The following is a 14,458-nucleotide window of genomic DNA, read 5'->3' on the forward strand; positions in this document are numbered from 1 at the left end:
TACGGCCTCAGGCCTCGCCGTCGGCGGCATGGTGATCGTATCCGTCCGGCTCGGCCTCCCCCGTGAGCCGCGCGCGCGTCTCCAGGAGCCGTTGCAGGACGGTGGCCAGGCTCATGACGGCCAGGATCCACAGCCCCGCGGCCAGGACGTAGGGCACGCCGAACCCGTGCAGGCCGACGGCGGCGAGGATGATGATGAGGCGCTCGGTGCGTTCGGCGACGCCCACGTCGCAGTTGACGCCCAGCCCCTCGGCGCGGGCCTTGATGTAGGACACCATGAAGCCGGTGACGAGGCAGAACAGGGTGAGTCCGGCGAGCACGGGTTCGTCGTCCTCGCTGATGAACCACCACAGGAGCCCGGCCAGGACGGCGGCGTCGGCGACCCGGTCGAGGGTGGAGTCAAGGAAGGCGCCAAAGTCGCTGGTCTGGTCCCCGGCCCGCGCGACGGCGCCGTCGAGCATGTCGAAGAGGGCGAAGACCGCGATGACGATCGTGCCGGCGTACAGGTCCCCGCGGGGATAGAAGTAGAGCGCGGCGGCGACGACCCCGGCGGTGCCGACGAGGGTCACGGCGTTCGGGGAGATGCCGACCCGGGCCAGGCTCCGGCCGAGCGGAGCGGTGACCCGTGAGGTCAAGGGGCGAAGGATTCTCAGCATGTCTTCTTGTGATGGTAGGGCGGGAACGGGTTCGGCGGTGGGATCCGCGCCCGGCTGGCGCGGCCCGCGGCCCGGCGGACGGGGTCAGGTGCCGGGCCAGTGCTCGGCCAGGGTCTCGCGGGTACGCTCCAGCATCTCGGGCAGGATCCTGGTCTGCCCGATGGCCGGCATGAAGTTGGTGTCGCCTCCCCAGCGGGGGACGATGTGCTGGTGCAGGTGGGCGGCGATGCCGGCACCGGCAACAGTACCGAGGTTGAGGCCGACGTTGAAGCCGTGGGGGCGGTAGGCGGCGGTGAGCGCGTGGATCCCGGCCTGGGTGAGCGCGGCGACCTCCGCGGTCTCGTCGGCGTCCAGGGCGGTGTAGTCCGACACGTGGCGGTAGGGACACACGAGCAGGTGGCCGCTGTTGTAGGGGTAGAGGTTGAGGACGACGAAGGCGCTCTTGCCCCGGGCGACCACGAGCCCGTCGGGGTCGTCGAGTCCGGGTGCCCGACAGAAGGGACAGCCGTCCTCGGGGGCCGATCCGGTGGGTTTGCCCTCGCCCTTGACGTAGGCCATGCGGTGCGGCGTCCACAGCCGCCCCCAGCCGTCGGGGCTGCCGGTCCCGGTACCCGGCCGACCGCTCCCGGGTTCGTCGTCGACACCGCTCATGGCACCTGATTTCCGTTCCGTGGCCCTATGCGTTCCTCGTCCACCCCCAGCATAGGGCGGTAGACAGGGACGCGCCGTCACAGTCCCAGCAGTGTGCGCAGGTGGCGCGGCGGCGGGGACCCGTGGGCAAGCATGGCGTCGTGCCGCCCCCGCACGGCGAGTTCGGGGCGGTGCTCGGCCAGGTCGCGGGAGATCTCGGCGACCTCGGTGTAGCCCGTGTAGTAGGTGGAGAGCTGGGCACTGGTGAGCTGGGCGCGGCGCCACTTGCCGACCGCCTCGCCCTCCTCCTGGTGGCCGCGCCCGGTGAGCAGGGCGACCGCCTCCGCCTCGGTGAGGTCACCGGTGTGCACGCGCACGTCCAGGATGGAGTTGAGGATGACGCGCAGCCGCATCTTGAGCTGGACCAGCCGCAGGGCGAGGTCGGCGCGGCGCGCCTCCCGCCCGGTGGCACCGGACCAGCCGTGGCGGGCCATGAGTTCCTCGGTGTAGACCGCCCACCCCTCGATGAAGGTGCCGCTGCCCAGGATCCTGCGCACGCGCGTGGCGCCGTCGTGGCGGGCCGCGTGGGCGAGCTGGAGGGCGTGGCCGGGCACCGCCTCGTGGACCATGAGGTTGCGCAGCATGGTGGCGTTGTACTCGCGGAAGAACGACGCCCGTCGCCGCTGCGGCCAGTCCTCAGGCGGCGGGGCGACGGCGATGAACGTGGGCAGCTCGTGGGCGCGGGGGGCGAGGGGGCCGGGCGGGTCGCAGTAGGCCACGGCCACGCCCCGGCGCGCCTCGGGCATGGTGACGATCTCCACCGGGTCGTCGTACAGGGTGACCAGGTCCAGGTCGCGGACCCGGGCCTTGAGGTGGTCCAGGGCCCGGACGCAGGTGGGCTGGACGGTGTCGGGTCCGGTGGCCGAGGTGTCGGCGATACGGGCGAGGACCTCGGCGACCTGTCCGGGCCTGCGGGGGCTCTCCTCGTATTCTGCGGCGGCCTCGGCGATGGCCTCCTCGGTGGCGATGAGGTCGCTTTCGGCCCGCACCAGGAGCGCCTCGGGGGAGAGCTCGGAGTCGAGCGTGTACCAGAGCTGGGCTGCGAAGGCGCGCTCGCCCAGGCGCGGATCGGCGGTGGCCCCCTCCCGCTGCTCGCGCAGCCACGCACGGTAGGTGCCGACGGCAGCGAGCGCGGCCTCCCGCGCGGGTTCGACCCTGGACGCGAGGGACGGTTCGCGGGCGGCGAGTGCGGGGACGGCGTCGGTGAGCATCGCCTCGGCCCCCGCGAGCTGGGCCAGAGCGGTCTCCACGTGCACACGCGGCATGCCCGGCCCCTCGGACAGGCGAGCGCGGGCCGTGGACAGGTACTCGGGCAGCGCGGCGCAGCGCGCTGCCAGCGCCTCCAGGCGTTCGGGGAGCGGGAGCGCGTCGCGTTCCAGGAGGGTGTGGACGGCCTCGCCCGGGGAGTACAGGAGGGGGTCGTAGGTGTGCGGGCGCAGCTCGGTGGTGCGCCACAGGTCCGCGGTGATCCGGGAGCGCAGGATCTCCAGGTCTGCCAGGTCCCCCGCCGGGATCAGGTCCCCGTCGATCTCGTCGAGTGAGCCGAGGGCGTCGGTGAGCATGGCGACGCGGCGCGCGTCGGCCTCCGCTGAGCGGTCGGACAGCCGGGCGGCAGAACCGGTGTCACCGAGGTCGAGCGCCCATTCGGGGGCGTCCTCCAGAAGGGCGTCGAGCACCCGTTCGGCGACCTCACGGAACCGCCGGGTCATGTCTGGGGCGTCAGGGGAGGAAGGGCTCATCCCCCCATGATGCCAGTGCGCACCACAGATCCCGCCCTGGCGTGATGGAAGGCGGGAACACCGCGGCCGGAGGCCGACCGTTGAGGGTGGTGGTGGGTGACGAAGAAGGCAGCCGCTGCGGCCGGAGGCCGACCGTTGAGGGTGGTGGTGGGTGACGAAGAGGGCAGCCGCTGCGGCCGGAGGCCGACCGTTGAGGGTGGTGGTGGGTGACGGGTGGGCAGCCGCTGCGGCCGGAGGCCGACCGTTGAGGGTGGTGGTGGGTGACGGGTGGGCACGGTTCGGGCGCCCTCGACACGGGGCCGTCTGCGGCTGCGAGCCTTACGGCACCCTGCGGGCGCCCGAACACGAACCTGAGGTGGAGCGGTTCCTGAGCGGGCATGGAAACTATCGCCAGGAGTTCTGGCCTCCCGTGGAGGTGGGCTGTCCGGCCGCACCTTCGGGATCGCCCACCGTGATGGCGTGCTCGACGAGGGTGATGAGCGTCGACTTGGTGGAGGCCCGGTCGCGGGCATCCACGGTGACGATCGGGATCTCGGGACTGAGCGTGAGCGCGTCCCGAACCTCGTCGGCGGCGTGGGGGTAGTAGCCGTCGAACCCGTTGATCGCCACGATGAAGGGCAGACGCGCCTCCTCGAAGTAGTCGATCGCGGGGAAGCAGTCCGCCAGGCGGCGGGTGTCCACCAGGACGACGGCGCCGATGGCGCCTTTGACCAGGTCGTCCCACATGAACCAGAACCGGTGCTGTCCGGGGGTGCCGAACAGGTACAGGATCAGGTCGGAGTCGAGGGAGACACGGCCGAAGTCCATCGCCACGGTGGTGGTCTGCTTGTCCGGCGTCTTGGCGAGGTCGTCGACCCCGACGCTGGCGCTGGTCATGACCGCTTCGGTGGTCAGCGGCACGATCTCGGAGACGGAGCCCACGAATGTCGTCTTCCCGACACCGAAGCCCCCGGCGACGACGATCTTGACCGACGTCATCGCGTTCCCCCCAGCACCGCCTTCCTCGGCTGGGCTAGAGCTTGCGAAGTCCACTGAGCACCCTTTCAAGCAGGTTGGTGTTGGGACGGGCGTCGTTGTTCATCGAAGACCTGATCTGGACCAGGCCCTGCTCCGACATGTCCGCCACGAGCACCCGCGCCACACCGAGCGGCATCCGGAGAAGGGCGGAGATCTCCGCCACGGACCGCCACTCCCGGCACAGGTCGCTGATCGCCTGCCACTCGGGCGTCAGCGTCCCAGACTCGTTGCGGGCCGCGGCCGTCGCCGAGATCAGAGCCTCCAGGGGAAGCTGTGACTTCGGCTTGGTCCGACCCTTGGTGACCGCGTAGGGACGCACCAGCGAGCTGGGCGAACTGCTCCCTACGGGCCGTTGTTCGTATGGTTGTTGGATAGGTCGGGGAACATCTCCGCCGCTCGGCACAGACGGCATCCCACCCGTGGGGGGACCGCTCGGCTGTTGACCGAACCACGAGGCGCTCCCGGCATCTCTACTGTGAGGTGCCACCACTTCCTCCTGTCGGTGGTGGATCAGTGGATTCCCGAGGTGCGCGCCGTTGGTGTCAGCGCCCGCCCCGCCCGCTCGACGAGCAGGGTCATCTCGTACGCGACCAGACCCAGATCGCTTTCCGCCGACGCCAGAACCGCCAGGCAGGAGCCGTCGCTGATGGCCATGATCAGCATCAGTCCCCGCTCCATCTCCACGACGGTCTGAGCAACCGCTCCGCCCTCGAACACCCGGGCTGCTCCCTGAGTCAGGCTGGAAAGCCCGGAGGCGATGGCGGCCAACTGGTCGGCCCTGTCCGCCGGGAACCCCGATGACGATGCCAGCGGGAGGCCGTCAGAGGAGACGACGATCGCGTGGGCGACATCGGGGACCCGATCGGCAAAGTCAGTGATCAACCAGTTGAGCTCGTTCACCTGTCGACTCATCTGATCTCCTGTCCGAATTCGCCGGCTGGTCTCACTGCACTGCTACCGCCGGCACGGCATGTGACAGCACTGTTTCTGCGTCGTACCCGGTCCCTCCCGAGGGAACGGCCGGGGGTCTGGTGTTCGATTCTCGTCAGGCGGTGGGCGCAACGTGTCCGAGAAGCTCGGTAGATGCTATTGCATTCTGCTTCCCGAAATAAGGGGGACCCCATCCCACCGCGGTCCTCTGAGGTCATCCCTCGTTCGAACCTCCTCCGAGCTGGTTGCGTCCGTCCCGAACGCCCTTCTGGAACCCGGAGAAGCGGTTGCGGACGCGGTCCGCGCTGCGTGCGGGCATCCTATTGAAGTTCTCCGGTTTGGGAGCGGTTCCCGGAACAAGGTTTGCCTTGGGAACGCGTTTTGGCAAGCCCGAGGTCGTCAGGCCGCCCGCCATGGGGTCGGCCGCGGTCCGGGCCGCCTTCCATCCGCGGTCCGCCGCGGAGTTCCAGCCCTGCTCGGTCCCGCCGGCCGGCGCGGCCTTCTCGGGGGGTGCGGCCTTCTCGGAGGGTGCCGATGGCGTGGAGGGTTCGTTCACGGGATGCTGAACGTCCCCGCCGACCTGGGGAATCGGTCCGGTCTCGGTGGAGTCCACGGTGGGTCCTCCCGTTCGACGTTTGAACCAGTTCGACTCGATGGCGTCGAAGATCGGCAGCGAGTCGTTGCTCTCGCTGGCCGGAGTCGGGGGAACCACGGTGTTGTCCGCTCCCTGGGCGCCGCCGTAGCGGCGCGACAGGTAGGCCGTGGAGCCGTATCCTTCGCGGGACTCGTTGCCGCCCGGGCTCCAGCGCCCGGTGTCGTTGGCCGACGGTGCGGGCTCCGGCGAGACCGCGGGGAAGGACTCGGTCCGGCTCTCACCGGACGGCGACGAGCGGTCGTGGCCGCTGGTGCGGGAACCCCCGAAAACGCTGCGGGAACCGGTGTCGGTGGGCCGGTTGAACGCGCCCGTGTCCGTGGGCCGGGCGAACGCACCGGTGTCCGTGGGCCGGTTGAACGCGCCCGTGTCCGTGGGCCGGGCGAACGCACCGGTCTCGCTGGAACGGTTCGGGGCACCGATGTCGCCGAAGTCGGACCGGGTGCCGCCGCTGCGCGGGGCCGGGTCGAAGAGGCTGTGGCCGCCGGTGGTGTCCGACGCGCGCTGCTCCTCCGGGGCGTCGTAGGGGTCGACCACCTGCTGCGGGCCGTCGATCCCGGGTGTGTCGGTGGTACCGGCCCCCCTGGTCGGCTCGATCGGGGCGGAGCCGTTCCTGGAGGTGCTCCACAGATCCTGGCCGCTGGGCGGGTGCTCGTCGGCCCGGTTGGAACCGGGGCTGCGCTTGGGCAGCCCACTGCCCAGGGCACTGACACCGCCCTCCTGGCCCTGCCAGGTGTCACCGGGCTCGGTAGGGGCTGTGCTGGAGGCGAAGGCGGCCTCGGCGTCGGCGAAGGTGTCCGGCGCGCCCGAAGGCAGCTCGGCGCGGGTCTGCGCTCCGGTGACGGAGTGCTGTCCCTCGACCGGGGTGATGAGCAGGTCCGGCGGAAGGATCGCGCGGGCGGTGGTGCCGCCGCCGTGGGCCTCCATCAGCTGAAGGGTGACGCTGTGGCGATGTGCCAGGCGCGAGACCACGAAAAGGCCCATGCGGCGCGAGACCGCGACGTCGACGACCGGCGGGGCGGCCAAGCGGGCGTTGATCGCCGCCAGGTCCTCCGGCGCCATGCCGATACCGCTGTCGGTGACGTCCACCTGGACCCCGCCGCTGTCGAGCGTCTTGGCGCTGACCAGGACCTCGGTGTCGTGCGGAGAGAAGGACGTGGCGTTCTCGACCAGCTCGGCCACCAGGTGGATGATGTCGTTGACCGGGCGGCCGAGCACCGAGATGTGGGACGGGGCGCGCACGTTGACGCGCTCGTACTGCTCGACCTCGGAGACGGCGCCGCGCAGGACGTCGACCAGCGGGACGGGCTGCGCCCACTTGCGGGTGTTGTCCTGCCCGGACAGGACCAGCAGGTTCTCGTTGTTGCGACGCATACGCGTGGCGAGGTGGTCGAGCTGGAACAGGTCGGACAGGCGGTCTGAGTCCTGCTCGGACTGCTCCAGACCGTCGATGAGACGCAACTGCCGCTCCACCAGCGTCTGGCTTCGGCGGGAGAGGTTGACGAACATCGCGTTGACGTTGCTGCGCAGGGCGGCTTCGTCGGAGGCCAGTGTCAGGGCCACGCGGTGGACGTCGTCGAAGGCGCGCGCCACCTCGCCGATCTCGTCCTCGGTGTGCACGTCGATGGGGTTGACGCGCACCGCCTCCGGTGCGCTGCCGGCCTCCTGCATGCGGGTGATCGCCTCGTGCAGGTCGCGCTCGGCGACGCGCCGGGCGCCCTCCTCCAGGGTGCGCAGCGGGCGCACCAGGGAGCGGGCCACCAGGGAGGTGACGAAGAAGACCGCGAGGAGGACGGCCGCGATGACGGAGAGGTCGGTGACCGTGCGGACCAGGGCCGCGCTGCCCAGCCGGTCGGCGTCGTCCCGGACGCCCTCGGCGATGGTGATCTCGACCTCCTCCATGCGTTCGAGGGCGCGGGCAGCGATCTCCTGGTAGTCCCCGGCACCGTCGTTGTCGGTGACACCGGTGAGGGGGGCGTCGCGCTCGGCGCGGTACATCACGCGCATGCGCATCGTGGAGACCTGGCTGACGTCCAGACCCGTGTAGTTCTCGTCGAACACGCGGCGCTGCGCGGAGTCGGCGGCCTGGATGAAGTTGTTGATCTCGTTCTCGTACCGCGCACGGCTGGACTCGATGGCCTCGGAGACACCGCCGGTCATCGTGTTGCGTGAGAGCGCGTGGCGCATGAGGGCGGTCTCGTAGGCGAGCTGGTCGCGCGCGCTGGAGAGCGCGGTCAGGGCACGGACGCCCTCACGGAGTTCGGTGTCGTCGCTCTGGTCGGCGATGGTCTGGTTGAACTCGGTGAGCGCGCGGGTGATGGTGCGGTAGTTGGCGGTCACGGGGAGCACCGTGATACGGGTCCCGTCGACCTCCTCGCGCAGGTCCTCCAGCGTGTCGAGCTGGCTCTTCAGACTCTCCAGGCGGGCCTGGGCGATGGGGTCGTCCAGTTCGCCGAGGTCGGCCAGCCGTGAGTCGAGCTGGAGGTAGAGGTTCTGCGTCGTCCCGCGCACCGTGTCGAGCTCCTGGCGGAGCTCGTCCGATCTCTGCTCGGGATCGGGGTCATCGGAGATGTAGATCGCGCTGGCCGAACGTTCCCGGCCGAGCTGGTTCGAGAGCTGGGCCGCGAGGACGCCGATCTCGGCGCGTTCCTCGATGTTGGTGTGGGTGACCGTGGTCACCGACGACTCATAGATCCGCAGACCGCCGAGCGCGAGCGCAAGGACGGTGGGGATCACGATGAGAGCCACTAGCCGGGAGCGTACCCGCCAGTGACGTGGCCACCACCGCATGGCTCTGCGCCTGGGCGCGGCATCGGCATGTTCGGCCTGCGCTGCCTCGCTCTGCGCATTGGCCCCGTTTGCTGTCGCTCGTGTCGACACGGACCCTCGCAACCTTTCGTGTCACCGCCTCGAACGGGTGTCGGACCCAGGGTTCGACCACTCTCCAGCCGAAGAAGCCTTCTGCTGGGACCGGTACAGACCACAGGATCCACCAGATACGGGAAGCGGTGGGAGTTTGGGGAGATGTGAAGACTGTCCGCCGGACTCGCCTGGGAAGATGAGGAGCCGCACACCCGTGGGGTCGTCCTCCCAAGAAGAACCCTGAGTGCGCGTGCGGTCGATAGCGTACCAAGAGGGGGCGAAGGCCTCGCTTCCATCACCGGACCGCTGTCGGCGGGATCATCTTCACCCGACCGCCCCAATCATGCCGTGTTTGGCGGCATTATGACCAACCCCCCAGGTCAAGATGGCTGTCCGAAACCCCAAAAGAGGCCAAAGTAACTATTTGGTCAAAGCGCAACCCCCTCATCACGCCCCGACCGACATGACATCGTGACACGACGCATACGCAGGCCCCGCGGGAAACGGGACACCGAGAGCCGCACCGTCACGCGACGGTAACGCTCGGTGTCCGCGCGTCGGTCAGGGGTTGGCCCATGCTGTCCGGAACCCGGAGAAGGCGGCCGAAAGCAGGCCTCAGGGTGTGGCGATCGGGTTCAGACCCGGGATCCGACCCGGACCCCGAACCCGCCCAACTCCCCGGCGTCGACCGCCACCTCGTCCCCCTCCTCCAGCGACGGTGTCTCCACCAGCGGCAGAACCCGCACCCGGTGGGCTCCGCCCGTCGGCCACGGGCCGGCCAGGGTCAGCACCGCGAAGCCGACGGGTTCGTCCGCCACGAAGACGGAGCACTCCGGGTCCGCGCGGAGACCGTCGGCGGTCACCAGCCTCGGCCCGAGGGTGAGCTGGACCGGTTCGCCGGAGGCGTCCAACCACAGGCAGGCGATCGTGAAGGCGTCCCGGGCTCCCCCGGAGCCGGACACGGCCGCCAGCCCCACACGCGCCCGCCGGGCCCCGGAGGCGACTCCGTCGTCCACACCGCGGACCAGGCCGGGGTGCACGGCGGCCTCGGCGCCGTGCAGGCCCACCATCACCGGTTCCTCCGGCACCAGGGGCGCGCACACGCGCGCCTCGGGCTCGGCGATGATCTCCAGGGGCGCGTCCAGGGCCCGGGCACGGGCGGAGGCCAGGGCCTCGGGCCCGGCGTCCAGCAGAGCGGCCAGACCGCTCTCCCCCGGACAGCCGAGGACATCGCCGTCGTCGACCGCTCCGAGGCGTTCACCGCCCCCGCTCGGCGACAGGTAGGTCACCCACTCCACGGCCCCTCCTCCGACCGGTCGCCCTCGGAGGGCGGGCCGTGCTCCCTGCCCGTCCCGGCGCAGACGCGGCAGGGCTCGTCCACCCTGAGCCAGATGATCACCCCGCTACCCTCGCGGTGGGGCCGCTGCGGCCGCCACCAGCCGGTACCGGAGCAGAAACGACAGTCGGCCCCGCGCTCGCACCAGTCACATGAGAGGATCGCGCACCGCTTGTGTGTGGGTTCCCGCGTCGGGTTCATGCACTCCTACCGTCCCCAGCGAAATCGCGACCAGCCTTGCACAGCCCCCGGGGGCGCGTCCAGCCGTGATACTTCGGGAAAGGGCGGGTCAGAGCGGTTTCTGACGCCTCCGCGCGGCGGCTCAGGCGGACTCGCGGACCACCATGCGGGTGTCGAGGACGACGGACTGCGACTCCCGGACACCGGGGATCGCCACCTCCACAAGCAGCCGCGCCATCTCCCGCCCCATCCGTTCGACGGGCTGGCGCACTGTGGTCAGCGGGGGGTCGCTGTGCTGGGCCATGGGCGTGTCGTCGAAGCCGACCACGGCGACGTCCTCGGGCACCCGCAGGCCGCGTTCGCGCAGGACGCGCAGGGCCCCCACCGCCATCATGTCGGAAGCGGCGAAGACGGCGCCGGGCCGCTGCCCGGCATCGAGCATGCGCTCCATCGCCCGGGCACCGCCCTCGACACTGAAGTCGCCCTCCACGATGAGCCCGTCGTCGGGGGCGATCCCGGCCTCTTCGAGTTCCAGGCGGTACCCGGCCAGTCGGTCCACGCCGGCGCTCATGTCCTGGGGGCCGCTGATGGTGGCCACGCGCCGCCGCCCCGATCCGACGAGGTAACGGGTGGCCGTGCGGCCCCCACCGACGTTGTCGACGTCGACGACGTAGCGGGCGGGCCGGGCCGTGGCGTGCGGCTGGCCGCCGTGCACCACCGGGACCCCGGCCTCCTCCAGGCGCTGAGGCAGGGGGTCGTCGCGGTGGAGGGAGACCAGCAGCGCGCCGTCGACGTGGGAACCGCTGAGGTAGTCGCCGGTCCGGCGGTGCTCGGCCTCGGTCCTGGCCGTAGTGAGCAGCAGTTGCAGGTCACGCTCGTAAAGGACCGAGCTGACCCCGTGCACGATGTCGGCGAAGTAGGGGTCGGTGAACAGGCGGTCCCGGTGCTCGGAGATCACCAGCGCCACCGTGTCCGTGCGCCGGGTCACCAGGGTGCGCGCGGCCTGGTTGGGGCTGTAGCCCAGTTCGGCGATCGCGTTGCGCACGGCCTCGCGGGTCCGTGGGCTCACCTGCTCGGACCCGTTGATCACCCGGGAGACGGTACCGCGTCCGACCCCGGCGCGCTGCGCCACCATCTCCAGAGTCGGACGCCGCCGACCGTCACCGTTCCTGGCCACCTGCTGCTCCTCGCATGAGCTCGTTCGGCCCTGCCGGGCCCTGCACGCGCGGGGCGGGGCACCGCGGCGCCCCGCCCCTGTGACTCAAGTTCTACCGGTTGGGGAACCGGCTGGTCTGCGCCAACTGCGCGTACCATTTGCCGCTGTCCTTGACCACGCGCTTCTGGGTCTCGTAGTCGACGTGGATGAGGCCGAACCGGCGGGAGTATCCCCACGCCCACTCGAAATTGTCCAACAGGGACCAGGCGAAGTAGCCGCGAAGCGGGATACCGGCGCGCACGGCTTCCAGGGCGGCCCGCAGGTGGCTCTCGTAGTAGTCGATCCGGTCGGGGTCGTGGACACCGCCGTCGTCGGCGACGGAGTCCTCGAAGGCGCACCCGTTCTCGGTGACATAGAGGTCGATGCCGCCGCTCTCCCCCGCCAGGCGCTGGAGTACGTCGAACAGACCGGTCGGGTCGATCTCCCAGCCCATGTGAGTGACAGGCAGGCCCTGGGAGACGTGCACCTCCTCGGGGTCGGCACCGAGCCAGGCGCTCCCCTCGCCGCTGACCGTGGCGGGGTCCAGGCCCTTGGCCGAGCCCGCGACCCACTCGGGGGTGTAGTAGTTGACGCCCAGGAAGTCGAGCGGCTGGTGAATGGTCTCCAGGTCCCCGTCCTTGATGAAGGAGAAGTCGGTGACCTCAGCCAGGTCGGCCTTGACGTCAGCGGGGTAGACGCCCTTGAGGACGGGGTCGGTGAAGATGCGGTTGCGCACCCCGTCGGCGCGGCGGGCCGCGCGGGCGTCCGCGGCGCTGGCGCCGTGGGGGCGGATGACCGCCTGGTTGTGGGCCATCCCGACCCGGGAGGGGTGCCCCGTGGCTCGGATCGCCTGAGTGGCCAGGCCGTGGCCGAGCAGCAGGTGGTGGGCCGCGGTCAGGGCCTCGACGGAGTCGCGGTGACCGGGGGCGTGCACCCCGTGGTAATGGCCGAGGAAGGAGGCGCACCAGGGCTCGTTGAGGGTCATCCAGTTCTCGACCCGGTCGCCGAGGGCTTCGGCGACGACCGCGCTGTAGTCGCGAAAGTGCTCGGCGGTGTCGCGGTCGGTCCAGCCGCCGGACTCCTGGAGCGTCTGGGGCAGATCCCAGTGGTAGAGGGTGGCCCAGGGCTGGAGCCCGGCCTCCAGGAGAGCGTCGACGAGGCGGTCGTAGAAGTCGATTCCGGCCTGGTTCACGGCCCCCGAGCCCTGGGGGAGCACGCGCGGCCAGGCGATGGAGAAGCGGTAGGCGCCGAGGTTGAGCTCGCGCATGAGCCCGATGTCCTCGGGGTAGCGGTTGTAGTGGTCGTCGGCCGGTTCACCGGTGTCGCCGCCCAGGACGGTTCCGGGCAGGTCGGCGAAGGTGTCCCAGATGCTGGGGCCACGGCCGTCGGCGGTGGTGGCGCCCTCGATCTGGAACGAGGCGGTGGCGGCTCCCCAGAGGAAGCCTTCGGGGAAGCGTTCTTGGTCGGTCACAGCGTCGGCACGCACCTTCTGTGGTCGGTATTTGGGAGCGCTCCCATCACGTAAACAGAGGTGTTGCGAACATGTCAATGAACAGGACATTCGACGAGACCCAAACGTTACCGAACGTCAGGGCCGGTATCCGCACTCTCCCACCCGGCCTCGCACACCGACGCGTCGGCGGTGGTGGCGACCGGGGGCGGGCACGACACGAAGGTGCCCGCCGGCCCGCACCGCAGCCCGTGAACCGCCCCCGGCGAGCCAGATCCATGGCCCTCTTGTGCTGAGGGTGGCTGTTTTGGCGCATTGGGGGCTTCGGCGCTGGTGGATATGGGAGGTCTTTTCCCCATTCGCACGAACCCGCCTACACTCGTGGCGATCCCCCTCGTTCCGCCTCTCGGAAGACCGCGCGCGGGGAGGCGGGAACCGGGCGTCCGCCGCGGCGGACCGCTCCGGGACAGGCAAGCGTCAGCCCCGGCGTCCTCCGCATGCGGGTTCGAGGAGCGATACATCGTGCAGTCCGAAGATCCGATCAGCGAACCCGGCCTCGCCCGCGCGTCCGGGGAGGACCCCTTCGCCGACTTCTGGGGCCCGGACCTCCGCGCGTGGACCTGGCGCGACGTCCTGTCCGGTCTCGCGGCCCGCGGCCCGCGCCGCTCCCGCGCCGGAGCCCTCGCCACCGCCCTGGCGGCGCTGGTGGTGGCCTCGCCCCACGCCGCGGGAGCGGCGGCCCTGCCCCGGGAGCCGGAGGACATGGACACTCTGCGGGCACGCGTCGACACGCTCACCGAGGACTACCAGGGGGAGCTGCGCGACATGGAGGCCGTCATGGAGGAGGCCGAACGCGCCCAGGAGCGCGCCGAGACCTCCCGCGAGGAGGTCGAGGAGGTCCGCTCCGAGGTACGCGCCCTGGCTGTGGCCACCTACACCGGAAGCGGGATCGACCCCGCCATGTCCCTGTTCGTCGACGCCGAGCCCGACGACGTCATCGACCGTGCCCTGATCATCGACTACCTCGCCAACACCAACCAGGACCTGCTCGACTTGCTCGGCCAGACACTCGAACGCGACGAGGCCGCACAGGAGAACGCCGAGGAGCGGCTCGCGGAGGTCGAGGAGGACCTGGACGAGCTGGAGGAGCAGCGGCTGGAGGTGCAGCGGCTGATCGCCGACCACCCCTATCAGCCGATGGAGCCGCCGGACAGCATCACGCCGCGCACCCGGCAGATGCGCGACGAGGTCAAGCGACTGTTCGGCGACGGCGCGAACGTGGGCGGTGTGGGCTGCTACCGCCCCTACGGGGGCTACGTGGTCGGCGAGCACCCCAAGGGGCGCGCCTGCGACTTCATGCTCCACCCCAACGGGCAGTGGCCCTCCGAGGAACAGGTCCAGCGCGGGTGGGCGATCGCCGAGTGGGCGAGGGAGAACGCCGAGGACTTCGGGATCATGTACGTCATCTACCGGCAGCAGATCTGGGACATCCGCCGGGGCGACACGAGCTGGCGCCCGATGGCCGACCGGGGCAACCTCACCGAGAACCACTACGACCACGTGCACATCTCGATGTTCTGATCCCGCCGGCCGGGATCGGCGTCCTCGTGTGTCCCCGCGGTCCGCAGCGCGGGTCCCTCCCGCCGATACCACGGCGGCACCGAACAGAACCTCGTTTTCCTCCCGAGGGGCACAATACGATGACGATCCGCCCACTTGAGAGGGGGTGCCCTGCCCCGTGACCACACCCCG

At 70.6% G+C, this 14,458-nt stretch carries 11 protein-coding genes; 1 reads left to right on the forward strand and 10 read right to left on the reverse strand.

What is annotated here, in order from left to right:
- Positions 1–7 precede the first annotated feature (7 nt).
- The 10 genes from pgsA to B042_RS0114970 form a co-directional block, all read right to left on the reverse strand.
- Positions 8–634 carry a phosphatidylinositol phosphate synthase gene (gene pgsA, locus B042_RS0114920; protein WP_036555172.1) on the reverse strand — a complete coding sequence of 209 codons (627 nt, stop codon included), beginning with the start codon at positions 632–634 and terminating at the stop codon, positions 8–10.
- Between the two features lie 105 nt (positions 635–739).
- Positions 740–1,306 carry an HIT domain-containing protein gene (locus B042_RS0114925; protein WP_028648982.1) on the reverse strand — a complete coding sequence of 189 codons (567 nt, stop codon included), beginning with the start codon at positions 1,304–1,306 and terminating at the stop codon, positions 740–742.
- 77 nt (positions 1,307–1,383) lie between these two features.
- Positions 1,384–3,054 carry a DUF885 domain-containing protein gene (locus tag B042_RS0114930; protein ID WP_028648983.1) on the reverse strand — a complete coding sequence of 557 codons (1,671 nt, stop codon included), beginning with the start codon at positions 3,052–3,054 and terminating at the stop codon, positions 1,384–1,386.
- A gap of 414 nt (positions 3,055–3,468) precedes the next feature.
- Entirely contained in the window at positions 3,469–4,062 is a 594-nt protein-coding gene (locus B042_RS0114935) for an ATP/GTP-binding protein (protein ID WP_028648984.1), read from the reverse strand.
- A gap of 34 nt (positions 4,063–4,096) precedes the next feature.
- Complete coding sequence (locus B042_RS0114940; RefSeq protein ID WP_231494102.1) at positions 4,097–4,513, reverse strand: DUF742 domain-containing protein; 417 nt, start codon at positions 4,511–4,513, stop codon at positions 4,097–4,099.
- Positions 4,514–4,611: 98 nt separating this feature from the next.
- Entirely contained in the window at positions 4,612–5,013 is a 402-nt protein-coding gene (locus B042_RS0114945) for a roadblock/LC7 domain-containing protein (RefSeq protein WP_028648986.1), read from the reverse strand.
- Positions 5,014–5,245: 232 nt separating this feature from the next.
- A complete protein-coding gene (locus B042_RS0114950; RefSeq protein WP_369797711.1) occupies positions 5,246–8,431 on the reverse strand; it encodes a nitrate- and nitrite sensing domain-containing protein in 3,186 nt (1,061 codons plus the stop codon).
- Positions 8,432–9,180: 749 nt separating this feature from the next.
- On the reverse strand, positions 9,181–9,843 hold the full coding sequence (locus tag B042_RS0114955; RefSeq protein WP_028648988.1) for a hypothetical protein: 663 nt from the start codon (positions 9,841–9,843) through the stop codon (positions 9,181–9,183).
- A gap of 360 nt (positions 9,844–10,203) precedes the next feature.
- The gene (locus B042_RS0114965; RefSeq protein ID WP_028648989.1) at positions 10,204–11,238 is read right to left on the reverse strand and encodes a LacI family DNA-binding transcriptional regulator; all 1,035 of its coding nucleotides are present in this window, start codon (positions 11,236–11,238) and stop codon (positions 10,204–10,206) included.
- Between the two features lie 91 nt (positions 11,239–11,329).
- Positions 11,330–12,727, reverse strand: a complete 1,398-nt coding sequence (locus B042_RS0114970; protein ID WP_028648990.1) for a GH1 family beta-glucosidase — start codon at positions 12,725–12,727, stop codon at positions 11,330–11,332.
- 501 nt (positions 12,728–13,228) lie between these two features.
- Between B042_RS0114970 and B042_RS0114975 the strand changes: the two genes are divergently transcribed.
- The gene (locus B042_RS0114975; protein ID WP_028648991.1) at positions 13,229–14,287 is read left to right on the forward strand and encodes a hypothetical protein; all 1,059 of its coding nucleotides are present in this window, start codon (positions 13,229–13,231) and stop codon (positions 14,285–14,287) included.
- Positions 14,288–14,458 lie beyond the last annotated feature (171 nt).

The organism is Nocardiopsis sp. CNT312 (assembly GCF_000515115.1).
Classification (GTDB): Bacteria; Actinomycetota; Actinomycetes; order Streptosporangiales; family Streptosporangiaceae; genus Nocardiopsis.